Consider the following 14,476-nt stretch of genomic DNA (forward strand, 5'->3'; position numbering starts at 1 on the left):
CGGTTCCGGCGTGGGGCCGGGTCAGCGGAAGACGGCGACCGGGTACTGGAGGACGACCTCGCGGGCGTCGGGGTCCCAGCTGGTGACCTTGCCCAGGCAGTGCGCCTGGAACTGGCCCTCGGGCAGTTCCTTGTCCGGGGTGAGCAGGCCGTCGCCGCGCAGCACGACCCTGAGGTGCGCGGTGGGGCCGCCGTCGGCGTAGGGGGCCCGCATCAGCAGGGTCTCGCCCCGGCTGCCGCCCGCCTCGAACCGGCCGGTGACCATGACGAACTCCCCTATCTCGCTGAGCGGCACCGCGGTGGCCGGCCCGGTGCGGGCGAGCTCGCCGAGGAGGGCGCGGTTGGGGATGACGGTCCCGGAGTCGGGCCGCAGCCGGACCTCCACCAGGGCGTCGCCCCGGCGCAGCACGGACAGCAGCAGGCCGATCACGGAGATGGGCTCGCTGTTCTCCACGTACTTGGCGACCACTTCGGTGGTGCTGCCCCCGGTCACCTTCAGCAGCACGGAGACCAGCGGGATGACGGCGAGGCAGCCGGCGTTGCGGATGCGCCGCTCCTCGACCTCCTTGCGCAGGGCCGCCTTGTAGTTGCCCATCTTGAACAGGCCCATGACCGCGTCGTTGTCGAGGTACAGGGGCAGGTATGCGGGGTCGGCGGCGGTCTTGCCGAGCCGGGCCAGTCCGCGCCGCAGCGCCCGCCCGGCCAGCGCGAGCAGGCCGGCGAGGGCCAGCAGCCACCAGGCCATCGGGCCCCACCAGGCGCTCCACCAGGTGCCGTCAAGAACAGCCACGGATCTCCTTGAACGCGGTGGACAGGGAGGAGGTGCGGGCGTCGACGAGGCGCCCGCCGGTCAGTTCGGCGGCCCGGCGCAGCGCGTCCGCGTCGGCGTCGCCGAAGCCGATGGGGTAGGTGCGTACGGCGCGGACGTCGGCGGGGCGGGAGCGGTGGCGGGCGGCGAAGGCGGCCGGGCCGATGCCCGCGTTGTTCTCGCCGTCCGTCATCAGCACGATGGACACCAGCCGGCCGGGGTCCGCGCGCAGGGCCCGTTCGGCGGTGCGGTAGCCGTGGTCCAGGGCGGACCAGACGGCGGTGGAGCCGTCGTAGCCGTCCTCGGCGACGAAGCCGTCGAGCGCCTTCAGGTCGGCGGGGCCGCGCACGGTGACCGTGCGCTCGGCCAGCGGGCGGCCGCCGAAGCGGACGACGGTCAGCCGCTCCCCTTGGTGGAAGCGGACGAACTTGGCGCGGGCGGAGCCGTCGGCTCCGCTGAGCGCGGCGAACGCGGCGCGCAGGGCGCGGGTGCGGGCGCCGCGCATGGAGGTGGAGAAGTCCAGCAGGAAGATGACCTGGTCGGCGCCCCGGCGGGCGGGGTCGCCGTAGTCGGCGAGGAGGCGGTCGAGGACGGCCGGGTCGTCCGGGTAGTAGAGGGCGTTGTCGAGGGGGGCGGTCAGCCTGGCGTCGCGGGGTACCTCGGTGCTGACCGGGCGGCGCAGGGTGCGGTGCATGATCTCGCGCTGGTGGGCGGGGGCGGTGAGCCAGTCCACCACCCGGTCGTAGGCGTCGCGGCGGCCGGGGTCGAGCAGGAGCAGCGGGTAGTCCGACAGGACCATGCCGTCGGCGGGGTGGACGATCCGCAGGGGTTCGCGCAGCCGGCCGGAGGCGTTGAGGGCGAGCAGTTCGGACTCGTAGGTGATCAGGGCGTTGGTGCGGCCGGGGCGGGTGGCGAAGGCGTCCAGCAGGGCGCGGGAGCCGGCGGCGGTGAGGGTCTGGCCGGAGCGGAAGCCGCGCAGCCGGTCGCAGCTGACGTCGGCGGGGCGCAGGGCGCGGCCGGTGCCGGCGGCGGCGGTGGCGACACCGACCAGGGCGGCGAGGCCGCTGTTGCTGCGCCGGGGGTCGGCCATGCCGAAGCGTACGGTGCCGGTGGCGGCGGCGTCGGCGATGTCGGCCCAGGACAGGCGTCCGCCGGGGGCCTTGGTGTCCAGGGCGCGGGCCGCGTCGGGGGTGAGGCCGACGACGACCGGGGAGCGCATGATGGAGGCGCTCTGCACTCCGGTGGCGGGGGTGGCTCCGGCGGGGGCGCGCTTGGCCCGCAGGCGCAGGTAGCGGTCGGAGGAGAGCCAGGCCAGGTCGTAGGAGTGGCGGCCGGTGAGCAGGGTGTCGGAGGCGTCGTTGGTGGCGCGGTAGTCCAGGTCCAGGCGGACGCCGGTGTCCTCGCGGAGCCGGTCGAGCAGCGGCTTCATGTCGGTGAGTTCGTCGCTGGCGAGGACGCGCAGGGTGGTCCTGGTGCCGCCGTCGCCGGAGCAGGAGGAGAGCCCGCCGAGCACCACGGCCAGCACCAGGCACAGGCACAGCGGTCCGAGCGGCAGGGTGCGGGGGGCGGGCGTCATGGGGTCTCCCCGGAGGGTGTGGCGGGGGCGGCCGGGGGGCAGTCGCCGACGGTTTCGATCATGCGTTCCAGCAGGTCGAGGCGGGGCAGTACGGCCTTGGTGTCGTCGTCGGAGAGCACGGGGGCCTGGATGCCGCGCCCGGTCAGGAAGCGGGTCAGGGCGTCGCTGGTGGCCGAGCCGCCCTGGGCGTCGCGGACCCGGAAGCCGAGTTCCATCGCGCGCCGTTGCAGCGCCGGGTCCCTGGTGATCAGCTCGCCGAGCGCGTCGCCGCGCGGGGTGAGCGCGATGAGCTGGGGTTCGGTGACGAAGCGGGCCGAGGGGTAGAGCAGGACCCGTTCGGCGTCGACGTGGCCGGTGGCGGACCGGGCGGCTATCTGGTGGGCGAGGAACTGGTGCTCGTAGATCACGGCGATCGGGGAGATGCTCTTGCCCTCGGCGGAGACGTAGGTCTCGTTCTTCTCGGAGGAGGGCATGCCCTGGTCGTTGAGGAGGAGCCGGATCCGTTCGGCGAAGCGGGTGGCCTCGGCGGGGGTCTGCGGGATGTCCTGGTGGTTCCGGACGTAGGAGACCAGGCCGAGGTAGGTGCCGGCGGAGTTGGCCTGGCAGATGTCGGAGGTCTGGGCGAGGACCTTGTTGCCGTTGTGGATGCCGTGCCGGCCGATGCCGACGCGGCGGCCGCCCGGGGTGGTGCCGAGGTCGTCCCAGCGGCGCCCGGCGGCGGACGCGCCGAGGAACTTCCGCATGTCCAGGGAGTAGTACATCGGCTTCGCCCCGGCGGGCACGCCCGGCAGCGGGGTGGCGATCCCGGCCTCCCGGAGGGTCTCGGCGTACTCCCGGTAGGTGCCGAGCACGATCGGGCTGACGAACGGGCGGTACGTCGTCGCCGGATGGCCCTCGGCCGCGCGGCGGGAGGTGATCAGGTCGGCGGCGGGCTGTCCGGACGGGAAGACGATGTCGTAGCCGTCGTAGCGCTGGGTGGCGATGCCCCGGGAGCCCATGCGGGTGAGGCGCACGCGGTAGCCGTGCCGCACGAGCAGCCGCCGGACCTCGGGGTCCTCGAAGAAGTCGGCCTTGGAGGCCATCTTGGCCTGGATGGTGACGATCCGTTCGAACGGCAGCGCCGCGTGCCCCTGGACGAGGACGACGATCGCGCACAGCGCGGTGCCGGCGGCGACGGCGCGCGGCAGGAGCCTGCGTGCCAGGGAGCGGCGCGCGGGCGCGACCGCCGGTGCGCCGACCTTCAGACGGGGTTCACGGCCCTGCCGGGGTCTGTCGCTGTCGGATCTGTGAGTGGCCACCCGGTTCTCCTGCGTCGGCGGGGGCAGGATCGTGCACGGACGGGACGACGCTCGACGGAACGCCCAACCAACGGGCGTGTCAAGCAAAGTGAACGCCCGTCAGACAGTTGTGGAGGCCGTCGTTCACACTGCCGGCAGCCGTCGGACGGATGGCGGGCGCGGGGGCCGTGTGCCTACGGTGGGACAGGGGGAGGGACGCGATGGCGGTGGAGTTCGGCCTGCTGGGCGTGATCGAGGTGCGGCTGGGGGGCCGCACGGTGGACGTGGGGCACATGCGGCAGCGGTGTGTGCTGGCCGCGCTGCTCGTGGACGTGGGCCGGGCGGTCCCGGTGGACACGCTCGTCGACCGGGTGTGGGGCGACCGGCCGCCGCAGCGCACCAAGGACACGTTGTACGGCTATCTGTCCCGGTTGCGCCAGGCGCTGCGCCCGGCCCCGGAGGTGACCGTCGCCCGGCGCCCCGGCGGGTACGTCCTGGACGCCGATCCGCTCTCGGTGGACCTGCACCTGTTCCGTGACCTGGTCACCCGGGCCCGCACGGCCGGCGGAACCGAGGGGGTGGCGCTGATGCGGCGGGCGCTCGGGCTGTGGCGTGGGGAGCCGTTCGCCACCGTGGACGTCCCGTGGTTCGACGACCAGCGCCAGGTGCTGCTGCGCGAGCGGCTCGCGGCCGAGCTGGACCACATCGACCTGCGTCTCGGCGCCGGAGAACACGGCGAGCTGCTGTCCGAGCTGGCCGTGAAGGCCCGCGAACACCCGCTGGACGAACGGCTGGCCGGTCAGTTGATGCTCGCCCTGTACCGGGCCGGCCGCCCCTTTGAGGCCCTCGCCCACTACCAGGACCTGCGGCACCGGCTGGCCGAGGAGCTGGGCGCCGACCCGGGCCCGCGACTGCTCGACCTGCACCGGCGCATCCTCGCCAACGACCCCGCGCTGTCCCCGCCCGAGCCGGCCCCGCCCGCCGGCGTCCGCTCCGCCGCGCCCCGGCAACTGCTGGCCCCGCCAGCGTACTTCGTGGGCCGGGATGCCGAACTCGCCGTCCTGGACAAGGCGCTGGCCGCCCAGGCCGAGCCGCGCGCCACCCTGCCGGTGACGGTGGTCTGCGGCATCGGCGGGGTCGGCAAGACCTCCCTCGCGCTGCACTGGGCGCACCGCCGGCAGCACCACTTCCCCGACGGGCAGCTCTTCGTCGACCTGCACGGTTTCACCCCGTCGGGGGAACCGGCCGATCCCCGGGTGGTGGTCCGCGGCTTCCTCGACGCGCTCGGTGTCGAGCCCGGGCGGATCCCGGCGGCCTTCGACGCCCAGGCCGCGCTGTACCGCAGTCTGCTGGCCGACCGGCGGATGCTCGTCGTCCTGGACAACGCCCGGGACTCGGCGCAGGTCCTGCCGCTGCTGCCGGGCACCCCCGGCTGCGCGGTGCTGATCACCAGCCGGGACCAGCTCACCGGGCTGACCGCCGCGCACCAGGTCACCCATCTGACCGTCGACGCCTTCGACCCGGCCACCGCGCACGAGCTGCTGGCCGGCCGGCTGGGCGCCGAACGCGTCGCCGCGGAACCCGAGGCCGCCGCCGAACTGGTCGGCCAGTGCGCCGGACTGCCGCTCGCCCTGAGCGTGCTGGCCGGGCGGGTCACCACCAATCCGGTCGCCACCCTGACCGCCCTGACCGAGGAACTGCGCGAGAGCAGCCGCCTGGACGCGCTGAGCACCGGTGAGGACGCCACCGACGTACGGGCCGTGCTCGCCGCCTCCTACCGGGCCCTCGACGCCGATACCGCCCGGGTCTTCCGGCAGCTCGTGCAGGCGCCCGGCCCGGACATCGGCGTGCCCGCGGCCGGCAGCCTCACCGGGCTCGGACCGGTACGGGCCCACCAGGCGCTGCACCGGCTGCGCACCCGCCACCTGCTCCAGGAGCACGCCCCCGGCCGGTTCGCCGGCCACGATCTGCTGCGCGCCTACGCGCTGGAGGCCGCCGCCGGGGACGAGGCGGAGGCGCGGGCCGCCCGGCTGCGGGTCCTGGACCACTGTCTGCGCACCGCCTGGTCGGCGGACCGGCTGCTGCTTCCGCACCGCGACCCCATCCGGCTGCCGCCGGCGGCCGACGGGGTACGGCCCGAGGAGATCACCACCCACGACGGGGCCATGGCGTGGTTCGCCCGGGAGCAGCCGGCGCTGGTCGCCGCCGTGCACCAAGCCGCGCGGCACGGCCACGACGTCCACGCCTGGCAGCTGGCCTGGGCCCTGACCACCTTCCTGACCCGGCGCGGCCGGTGGAGCGACGTCGCCGCCGTGCACGCCACGGCGCTGCGGGCCGCGACCCGGCTCGGTGACGCGGCCGCGCGGGGCGAGTCGTACCGGGTGCTGGCGCTGGAACGCATCGAGGCGGGCGACCACGCCGCGGCGCGGCAGCGGCTGGACCAGGCGCTGTCCCTGGCCGAAAGCAGTGGCCACACCCTGTCCGAGGCGCACACCCATCTGGCCCTGGGCTGGCTGTACGAGCACACGGGCGACCGCGCGGCGGCGCTGCGCCACGACGAACTGGCCGTCGGGCTCTTCGCCCGGCTCGGCCACCAGGCCGGGCTGGCCCGCGCCCTGAACGCGGTGGCGTGGGACCACGTGCAGACCGGCGGCCACCGGCAGGCCGTGGCCCGCTGCGAGCAGGCCCTGGCCCTCCAGGACGAACTCGGCGACCTGCGCGGCCAGTCCGACACCTGGGACACCCTCGGCTACGCCTACCAGCAGCTCGGCGAGCACACCCAGGCCCTGCTGTGCCACGAGCGCTGCCTGGAACTGCACCGCGCCCTGGGCCACCGCTTCAACGAGGCGGAGGCCCTGGTCCACCTCGGCGAGGCCCACCAGGCCCTGGGCGACCGGGAGACCGCCCGCCGCTGCTACGAACAGGCCCTCGACGTCTTCCGGGACATGGAGGTCAACCCCGCCCGCGTGGCCCAGACCCGCGCCCTGCTCGACGCCCTCGGCTGAAGGCCCCGGTACGGGGAGGTGTCCCTCCCCGTACCGTCCCCCGTGGACCATCCGCCGGCCGACGGCCGGGACCACGTCACCCACCCTGGCGGGCCGTCCTGGGACGAACCTTGCGGGAAACCTTGAACCGGCAGGTCACGGGGCGGAAACCGGCCGGCGGCCGGGGCCGGACGGTCACCGACCGTTAATCACTTCCGCGTTCGGCCCGCCACCCGTTCCGTTGAAATGGACCGGACGGGCATGTCCCGGCCGCGCCCCACGGCATTGCCTTGGAGGGGGGCCCGCATCCAGGGGCCCCTTCTTCGATGGGAGACGCGTGCGAATCACTGACATCCAGCGCTGCGAGGTACGGCCGGGACGGCTCGTGGAGTGGACGCTGAGCCCGGCGACCGTCGCGGCGGCGACGGCACTCCCCGAGGACTCCCGGCCGCCCGCCTACATCCAGGAGTCGCACATCAGGACGGCCCGGTCGCTGAGGGAGGACGGGTTGTTCGTGCCGACCTGGGTCGGCGCCGCCTTCGACCTGCCCGGCCCGGTCGACCTGGACGCGCTGGAACGGGCCCTGCACACCTGGACCGTCCGGCACGAGACGCTGCGCAGCGGCTTCCGCTGGGCCGGTGACGAGCTGCGCCGGTTCACCCTGGACGCCGCCGACGTGTCCCTGCGCCGGCGGGAGGCGGGCCACTTCCCCGACGCCGACGGTCTCGTCCGGCACCTCCAGGACCGCTTCGACACGATCGCGGACGCGCTGCGCTGGCCGAACCTCGTGTACGCGGCGGTCCTGCGGGACGACGGCGCGAGCGTGTACCTGGCCTTCGACCACAGCAACGTCGACGCCTACTCGGTGCAGCGGATGCCCGCGGAGATCCACGAGCTGTACACGGAGGGCACGCGCACGGCCGTGGCCGACGCCGGCCCGACGGCCGCCAGTTACGTCGACTTCTGCGAGATCGAGCGGTCGCACGCCGACGGCGTCGACGGGCGGCACGCGATCGTGGAGCGCTGGCGGGAGTTCATCCACCGCTGCGACGGCACCCTGCCCGCCTTCCCGGTCGACCTCGGCCTGGTGCCGGGAGATCCGCTGCCCCGGCAGCGGATGCTGGCCGAGCCGCTGGCCGACGCGGACACGGCCGCCGCGTTCGAGGCGTACTGCCGGCCCTACGGCGGCAGCATGACCGGGCTGCTGGCCGCGACCGGGCTGATCGTGCACGAACTCGGCGGGCAGCCGGTGTACCGGACCGTGGTGCCCTTCCACACCCGGGTCGCCTCCCGCTGGAGCGAGTCGGTGGGCTGGTACGTGGGCGGCGCCCCCATCGAGGTGCCCGTCGGCCGCACCCGCGGCTTCCCGGAGGCCCTGCGGGCGGTACGGGCGGAGCTGCGGGCCAACCGGGCGCTGGCCCGGATGCCGCTGGCCCGGGTGCTGGGCCTGCTCGGCACCGACTTCCGTCCGGTCTCCCCCGACCTGTACTCGATCGTGTCCTACGTCGACACCCGCGGTCTGCCGGGCGCCGAGCGGTGGGCCGAGCTGAAGGCGTACGGGCTGATGCGGGTGTCGTACGGCGACCAGGCGTGCGTGTGGGTCAACCGGCTGCCCGAGGGGCTGTGGCTGGCGAGCCGGTACCCGGACACGGACATCGCGGCGAAGAACATGCGGCTGTACGTCGAGCGGCTGCGGGACCGGATCGTCTCGGTGGCCGACGGCAGCCTGTCCGCGGTGTCGTAGGTCACCAGGGGTCCGTACCGGGCCGGGACCGGTCCGGCCCCAGGACTTCGATCAGTCGTTCGAATCGGTCCCGCCAGCGCCGTTCCGTCTCCTCCTCCCCCTGGAACTCGTGGGTGAAGCGGAGCGCGCTGCCGTCCTCGCCCTCGCGTTCCAGGTGGAACCGGATCCGGCCACCGCCCTCGACCGTGTACTCCGCCACCCGGTCCACGTCCCACGCGGTGACGTGCCCGCTGCCCAGCCCGCCCAGGGTGACCGCGCCGCCGAGCCGGGGTTCGAGCACCTCGGCGGGGGTCCACCAGGCGGCCAGCCCCTCGGGCGTGGACACCGCGGGCCAGACGTCCTCCATGCGCCGCGGGAGCCGCACGACGAAGTGCAGGATGTGCGTGTTCCCGTGGGTCTGGCTGGAACCCTGTGCGATGGAACCGCTCATGCCTCCAGCCTGCCCCCGGCCCCGGGTTCACGCACGCCTGCCCGGGACGGCGGAAGGCCGGCCCCCGTGACCCGTGCCACGGAGACCGGCCTCGTGCCTCGTGCCGGAAGGGAGGCTTACACGCCCGCGTAGGAGTGCTTGCCGGTGACGAAGATGTTGACGCCGTAGTAGTTGAACAGCCAGCAGCCGAACGCGATCAGCGCCAGGTAGGCGGCCTTGCGGCCCTTCCAGCCGGCCGTGGCCCGCGCGTGCAGGTAGCAGGCGTAGGCGATCCAGGTGATGAAGGACCACGTCTCCTTCGGGTCCCAGTTCCAGTACCGGCCCCAGGCGTCGCCCGCCCAGATCGCGCCCGCGATGATCGTGAACGTCCACAGCGGGAAGACGGCCGCGTTGATCCGGTACGCGAACTTGTCCAGGGACGCGGAGGCGGGCAGCCGCTCCAGCACCGAGCGGGCGAAGGCGCCGGGCTTGCCGCCGGTCTGGAGCTTGTTCTCGTACGAGTCCTTGAACAGGTACAGGATCGTGGCGACCGCGCCGACGTAGAACACCGCGCCGCAGAAGATCGCGGTGGAGACGTGGATGTACAGCCAGTACGAGTGCAGGGCCGGCACCAGCTGGTCGCTGGCCGTGTACAGCACGGTGACCGCGAGACCCAGGTCGAGCAGGACCGTGGTGATGAGGAACAGCCCGAGCCAGCGCACGTTCTTCTTCAGCGCCAGCAGCGCCAGGTAGACGCCGACGGCCACCGTGGAGAAGGTGATGTTGAACTCGTACATGTTGCCCCACGGCGCCCGCTCCACGGACGCCGCGCGGGCGATGACACCGGACAGCTCCACCAGGAAGGCGAGCACGGTCAGCGAGATGGCGATCCGGCCGTACAGGTCGCCCTGCTCGTCGCCGCCGTGCGCGCCGGGACCGTCCGGCACGTCCCGCGCGCCGGAGGCCGAGCGGACGACGACCTTGGGCCGCTCCAGCACGGCGGTGCCGCCGCCCTTGCGGACCGCGACGGCGGGGCCGGCCGCCGTCCGCGCGCCGTCGGCGGTGAGCGCGGCGGCCGTCCGGGCGACCTTGCTGCGGCTGCCGAACAGCCACTCGGCGATGTAGGCGAAGAAGGCCAGGGTGTAGACGGCCATCGACGAGTAGATCAGCGTGTTGCTGACGCTCGCGAGATGTTCGTTGGTCGCGGCGGCGAGAGTCACTTCTCAGCCCCTTCGGCAGGTACGACGTGGCGGTCTGGTGTGGGTGCGGGGTGTTCGTCGTCGGGTTCCGGTGCGCCCGGCGCCCGCTCGTAGAGGTGTCCGGCGAGCACGCCCAGTTCCTCGGGCACCTTCGCCGACTCGCTGCGGCCGAGTCCGGCCATCTCGACCACCGTGACGCCGTCGTCGCCGCGCACCGCACGCACCCACACGCGGCGGCGCTGGATGAACAGGGACCCGGCAAGGCCGAAGATCGCGGCGACGGCGCCGCCGAGCGCCCAGCCGCCGCCCGGCTCCTGCACGATCTCGAAGCCGGCCCATTCCTTGACGTCCTTCTCGAAGGTGACGGTACCGGCGCCGTTCGGCAGCTTCATGGACTCGCCGGGCTTGAGGTTGACCCTCAGCTGCGCGCCCTTGGCGTCCTTGTAGTCCTTCATGTGGGTCTTGTCGAGCTGGTACACGCTCTGCGGCAGGCCCGAGTCGACGCCCAGGTCACCGTGGTACGGCTCCAGGTTCAGCACCGGGTTCAGCAGCGCGGGGAAGGCCGAGGCGATCTCCATGCCGGCCCCGCCGTAGGTCGGCAGGAAGAAGGCCTTGATGCCGAGCTGCTCCTTCTTGCCCTTGGCGTCGCGGTAGCCGTCCATGACCTTGACGACGCCCTGGGAGGTGACGTTGCCGTCGAGCGGCAGCAGCGGCACGGCGTCGCGGTAGACCACCTTGCCCTTGCCGTCCCGGACGGTGATCACGGGTGCGTAGCCGTGGCTGACCAGGTAGACCTTGGAGCCGTCGATCTCCAGCGGCTCGTTGACCTTGACGGTGGTCTCGGTCTGCTTGCCGTAGGCGCCCTTGCTGTAGCGGATCTTCGCCTGGAAGGTGCGCGGAGTGCCCCGGTTGGGGCCGGTCAGCTCGTAGGTCCCCTTGAAGTCCTCCAGGTCGAAGCTGAACGGGACCAGGTCGTCCGGCTCGAAGAGGCTGCCGGACTTGAAGTCGTCGTACATCGGCAGCGCGTTGGAGAAGCCGTCGCCCTCCACCATCAGCTTGGTGCCGTCCGACTTGAACAGCTGGCCGGAGGCGAAGGCGATCAGCAGCACGATCAGGGCGATGTGGAAGACCAGGTTGCCCAGCTCGCGCACATAGCCCTTCTCGGCGGCGACGGCGTCACCGGCGACGTGGGCGCGGAAGCGGCGCCTCTTCAGCAGGGCGAGGGCGGCCTCGCGGACCTTCTCGGGGTCCTCGCCGGTGGTCCAGGTGGTGTAGGCGGGCAGCCGGTCCAGCCGCTTGGGGGCGCCCGGCGGCCGGCCGCGCAGCTGGCCGACGAACTGCCAGGTGCGGGGGATGATGCAGCCGATGAGGGAGACGAACAGCAGGATGTAGATCGCGGAGAACCACACCGAGCTGTAGACGTGGAACAGGCCGAGCTTGTCGTAGACCGGCGCCAGCGTCTTGTGCGCGGCGCGGAAGTCCTCGACCTTGGTGGCGTCCGCGCCGGTCTGCGGGATCAGCGAGCCGGGGATCGCGCCGAGCGAGAGCAGCAGGAGCAGCAGCAGCGCGACCCGCATGGAGGTCAGCTGCCGCCAGAACCAGCGGGCCCAGCCGATGACACCGAGGCCCGGCAGGCTCACCGCCTCCTCCTGCGGGGCGGTGGACAGCCGGGAGCCGGCCGCTCCCAGCTCCTCCCGGTCCCGGCCGGTGCCGGTGTCGGTCTTGCTCATCGGTCAGATCCCCACATTGAAGCCGTTGGTCCAGGTCTGCATCTGCTGCACCAGCTCGCCCCAGGCGCCGGTGAGCAGCAGCACACCGGTCACGATCATCATCGAGCCGCCGATGCGCGTCACCCAGACATAGTGACGCTTGACCCAGGCGAAGGCCCCGAGCGCCTTGCGGAAGGCGATCGCGGTGATGACGAACGGAACGCCGAGGCCGAGGCAGTAGACCACCATCAGCAGCGATCCGCGCGCGGCGCTCGACTCGTTCAAGGAGAGGAAGTTCACCGAGGACAGCGTCGGGCCCATGCAGGGCGTCCAGCCGACGCCGAAGAGCGCGCCGAGCACCGGCGCCCCGGCCAGGCCGCCCGTCGGCCGCTTGTGGAAGCGGAACTCGCGCAGGGCGAACCAGGGCGTCAGGCCCATGAAGAACACACCCATGACGATCATGAGCGCGCCGAGCACCTTGGACAGGGTGCTCTGGTAGCTGATCAGGTTGGCGCCGAAGTAGCCGAACAGGGCCCCGCTGGAGACGAACACGGCGCTGAAGCCGAGCACGAACAGGGAGGCGCCGGCCACCATCCGGCCCCGTCTGGCCTCGGCCAGGTCGGTGCCCGCGACGCCGGTCACATAGGAGAGGTAGCCGGGGACCAGCGGCAGTACACAGGGCGAGAAGAACGACACGAGACCGGCGAACAGGGCGATCGGCAGGGCGACCAGCAGGGCGCCGTGCATCACCGTCTGGTTCCGGCCGGTCTCCGCGGCCAGCGTCAGCAGTGCGCTCACGTCACTTCTCCGCGAGGACCGGCTTGATCATCTCCACCAGGCCGGTGTCGTCGAGCGCCTCCAGGGCCCGCGCGGCGACCTTCCCGTGCCGGTCGATGACGAGCGTGGAGGGGACGATCTGCGGGTTGAGCGTGCCCTTCTTGAAGCGCAGCATCAGCTTGCCCGTGGGGTCGTACAGGCTCGGGTACTCGACGCCGTGCTCCTTCTCGAAGTTCACGGCCGGGGTGGTGCTGGTGTCGCGGGTGTTGATGCCGACGAACTGCACACCCTTGTCCGCGTAGTCCTTGGAGACCTTGGCGAAGTACTTCGCCTCGTTGCGGCACGGTCCGCACCACGAGCCCCAGACGTTGATGACGACGACCTTGCCCTTGTAGTCGGCGACGTCCAGGGTCTTGCCGTCGATGGTCTTGCCGGACAGGTCCGGAGCCGTGGCGCGCTTGCCCGCCGCGACGGTGTCGATGCCGTTGGTGCCGGTGACGAAGTGGGTGTCGCCACCGCCGCCGGAGATACCGCCCTTGCCACACGCGGACAGGGTCAGGGCCGCTGCGGCGGCCGCGGCGGTGAGCAGGACGGCGCGGCTACGGGTACTCATGTGAAAAGTTTCGCATGACCGTTCCGGGGATTTCGCGCACCCCCCTGCCGGGCGGAAAACCGCATTTCAGGGCGTATTTACACGGGACATTCCGGGCATCAGGCGGCGTTGGAAGCGGCGCCCTTGGCCTCCCGCAGGAACTCCTTCCAGCCCCCGGCGGGCCGCTCCCCGACCCCCAGCGTGCGCAGCTTGGCGAGCACCTCGGGCTTCTGCACGTCGATCCAGTCCACGAACTGCCGGAAGGAGACCAGCCGCACGTCGGCCCCCTTCTCCTTCTCGCGCGCGATGTGCTTGAAGGCCTCCTCGACGGAGTCCATGTAGATGCCGCCGTTCCACTGCTCGAAGTGGTTGCCGATGAAGAACGGTGCCCGGTTCGTCTCGTAGGCCCGCCGGAACCCCTGGATGTACGCCTGGGCGGACTGCTTGCGCCAGCCCGGGTAGTTGTACGCGGGCGCCTTGGTGGAGTTGACCGACTGGTTGGCGAGCATGTTGTAGTCCATGGACAGGACCTCGAACCCACGTCCGGGGAAAGGTATCTGCTGAAGGGGCAGGTCCCACAGGCCCTGACGCTTGACCGGCCACACCTGACGGCCGCCCGGCGAGGAGGCGTCGTAGCGCCAGCCCAGCTCACGGGCGGTGGGCAGCAGATTGTCCTGGCCGAGCAGGCAGGGCGTACGGCCGCCGGTCAGCTCCTTGTCGTAGTCGAACGGCAGCGACGGCAGATCGGTCCAGCCGGTGTTGGTCCGCCACTCCTTCACGAACGCCTTGGCCTGCCGGATCTCGTCGGCCCACTGCTTCGGGGTCCAGTGCGCGACCGTGCCGCCGCCCGCGCAGAAGTGCCCGTTGAAGTGGGTGCCGATCTCGTGCCCCTCCAGCCAGGCCCGGCGCACATTGGCGAGCGTGGCCTTGATGTGCTCGTCGGTGAGGTAACCGATGTCGGAGGCGCCGCGCGGGTTGTTCGGGGGCTCGTACATCCGCTTCTTCGACTCGGGCAGCAGATACAGCCCCGAGAGGAAGAACGTCATGGACGCGCCGTGCTCCTTGGCGAGGTCCAGGAAGCGCGGGAAGAGACCGTTGCCGACCTCGCCGGCGCCGTCCCAGGAGAAGACCACGAACTGCGGCGGGGTCTGCCCCGGCTCCAGCGGCTCCGGCTTCGCCGGCTGGTGCGGCTGACTGCCGGTGAAGGAGGTGGAGCCGTCGCCGATGGGCCGCGCCGGGCGCGCCTCCCCCCTGCTCCCCTGGGTCCGGGAACCGCCCGGACGCCCGGCGTCGTCCGAGGACGTGGAGCCGCCGCACCCGGCGAGCGACACGGCGGCGGCCGCGCCCGCGCCGAGGCCGAGTGCTCCCCGCCGGGAAAGGGTCCGGGAGATGGTGCGCATGG

At 72.5% G+C, this 14,476-nt stretch carries 11 protein-coding genes; 2 read left to right on the forward strand and 9 right to left on the reverse strand.

What is annotated here, in order from left to right; genetic code table 11:
- Window positions 1-21: 21 nt before the first annotated feature.
- Genes IE251_RS33960 through IE251_RS33970 form a run of 3 tightly spaced genes read right to left on the reverse strand, consistent with a single transcriptional unit; the run spans window position 22 to window position 3,681 of the window.
- Entirely contained in the window at window positions 22-789 is a 768-nt protein-coding gene (locus tag IE251_RS33960; RefSeq protein ID WP_189756783.1) for a hypothetical protein, read from the reverse strand.
- Complete coding sequence (locus IE251_RS33965; RefSeq protein WP_189756784.1) at window positions 776-2,383, reverse strand: vWA domain-containing protein; 1,608 nt, start codon at window positions 2,381-2,383, stop codon at window positions 776-778. The genes IE251_RS33960 and IE251_RS33965 overlap by 14 nt, the downstream gene beginning before the upstream one ends.
- A complete protein-coding gene (locus IE251_RS33970; RefSeq protein ID WP_229897047.1) occupies window positions 2,380-3,681 on the reverse strand; it encodes a hypothetical protein in 1,302 nt (433 codons plus the stop codon). Before IE251_RS33970 ends, IE251_RS33965 begins: the two co-directional genes overlap by 4 nt.
- A 200-nt stretch (window positions 3,682-3,881) precedes the next feature.
- Between IE251_RS33970 and IE251_RS33975 the strand changes: the two genes are divergently transcribed.
- Together IE251_RS33975 and IE251_RS33980 are read left to right on the forward strand one after the other, a co-directional pair.
- Window positions 3,882-6,665, forward strand: a complete 2,784-nt coding sequence (locus IE251_RS33975; protein WP_267925976.1) for an AfsR/SARP family transcriptional regulator — start codon at window positions 3,882-3,884, stop codon at window positions 6,663-6,665.
- A gap of 316 nt (window positions 6,666-6,981) precedes the next feature.
- Complete coding sequence (locus IE251_RS33980; RefSeq protein ID WP_189756785.1) at window positions 6,982-8,388, forward strand: condensation domain-containing protein; 1,407 nt, start codon at window positions 6,982-6,984, stop codon at window positions 8,386-8,388.
- A gap of 1 nt (window position 8,389) precedes the next feature.
- Here the strand turns inward: IE251_RS33980 and IE251_RS33985 are convergent, their stop codons facing one another.
- The 6 genes from IE251_RS33985 to IE251_RS34010 form a co-directional block, all read right to left on the reverse strand.
- Window positions 8,390-8,818 (reverse strand): SRPBCC domain-containing protein, encoded by a 429-nt coding sequence (locus IE251_RS33985; protein ID WP_189756786.1) that lies wholly within the window; start codon window positions 8,816-8,818, stop codon window positions 8,390-8,392.
- A 116-nt stretch (window positions 8,819-8,934) separates the two neighbouring features.
- Entirely contained in the window at window positions 8,935-10,017 is a 1,083-nt protein-coding gene (gene ccsB / locus IE251_RS33990; protein ID WP_189756787.1) for a c-type cytochrome biogenesis protein CcsB, read from the reverse strand.
- On the reverse strand, window positions 10,014-11,726 hold the full coding sequence (gene resB / locus IE251_RS33995) for a cytochrome c biogenesis protein ResB (RefSeq protein ID WP_189756788.1): 1,713 nt from the start codon (window positions 11,724-11,726) through the stop codon (window positions 10,014-10,016). The genes ccsB and resB overlap by 4 nt, the downstream gene beginning before the upstream one ends.
- A 3-nt stretch (window positions 11,727-11,729) precedes the next feature.
- The gene (locus IE251_RS34000; protein WP_189756789.1) at window positions 11,730-12,503 is read right to left on the reverse strand and encodes a cytochrome c biogenesis CcdA family protein; all 774 of its coding nucleotides are present in this window, start codon (window positions 12,501-12,503) and stop codon (window positions 11,730-11,732) included.
- 1 nt (window position 12,504) lies between these two features.
- On the reverse strand, window positions 12,505-13,095 hold the full coding sequence (locus IE251_RS34005; protein WP_189756790.1) for a TlpA family protein disulfide reductase: 591 nt from the start codon (window positions 13,093-13,095) through the stop codon (window positions 12,505-12,507).
- A gap of 98 nt (window positions 13,096-13,193) precedes the next feature.
- Window positions 13,194-14,474 carry a polysaccharide deacetylase family protein gene (locus tag IE251_RS34010; protein ID WP_189756791.1) on the reverse strand — a complete coding sequence of 427 codons (1,281 nt, stop codon included), beginning with the start codon at window positions 14,472-14,474 and terminating at the stop codon, window positions 13,194-13,196.
- Window positions 14,475-14,476 lie beyond the last annotated feature (2 nt).

Source organism: Streptomyces eurythermus, from assembly GCF_014649115.1.
In the GTDB taxonomy this organism is placed as follows: Bacteria; Actinomycetota; Actinomycetes; order Streptomycetales; family Streptomycetaceae; genus Streptomyces; species Streptomyces eurythermus.

Excerpts from the sequence above, each read along its gene's own strand:
- IE251_RS33965 (WP_189756784.1), bottom strand. The coding sequence starts at position 2,383 with ATGACGCCCGCCCCCCGCACCCTGCCGCTCGGACCGCTGTGCCTGTGC.
- IE251_RS33975 (WP_267925976.1), top strand. The coding sequence starts at position 3,882 with ATGGCGGTGGAGTTCGGCCTGCTGGGCGTGATCGAGGTGCGGCTGGGG.
- IE251_RS33985 (WP_189756786.1), bottom strand. The coding sequence starts at position 8,818 with ATGAGCGGTTCCATCGCACAGGGTTCCAGCCAGACCCACGGGAACACG.
- resB (WP_189756788.1), bottom strand. The coding sequence starts at position 11,726 with ATGAGCAAGACCGACACCGGCACCGGCCGGGACCGGGAGGAGCTGGGA.
- IE251_RS34005 (WP_189756790.1), bottom strand. The coding sequence starts at position 13,095 with ATGAGTACCCGTAGCCGCGCCGTCCTGCTCACCGCCGCGGCCGCCGCA.
- IE251_RS34010 (WP_189756791.1), bottom strand. The coding sequence starts at position 14,474 with ATGCGCACCATCTCCCGGACCCTTTCCCGGCGGGGAGCACTCGGCCTC.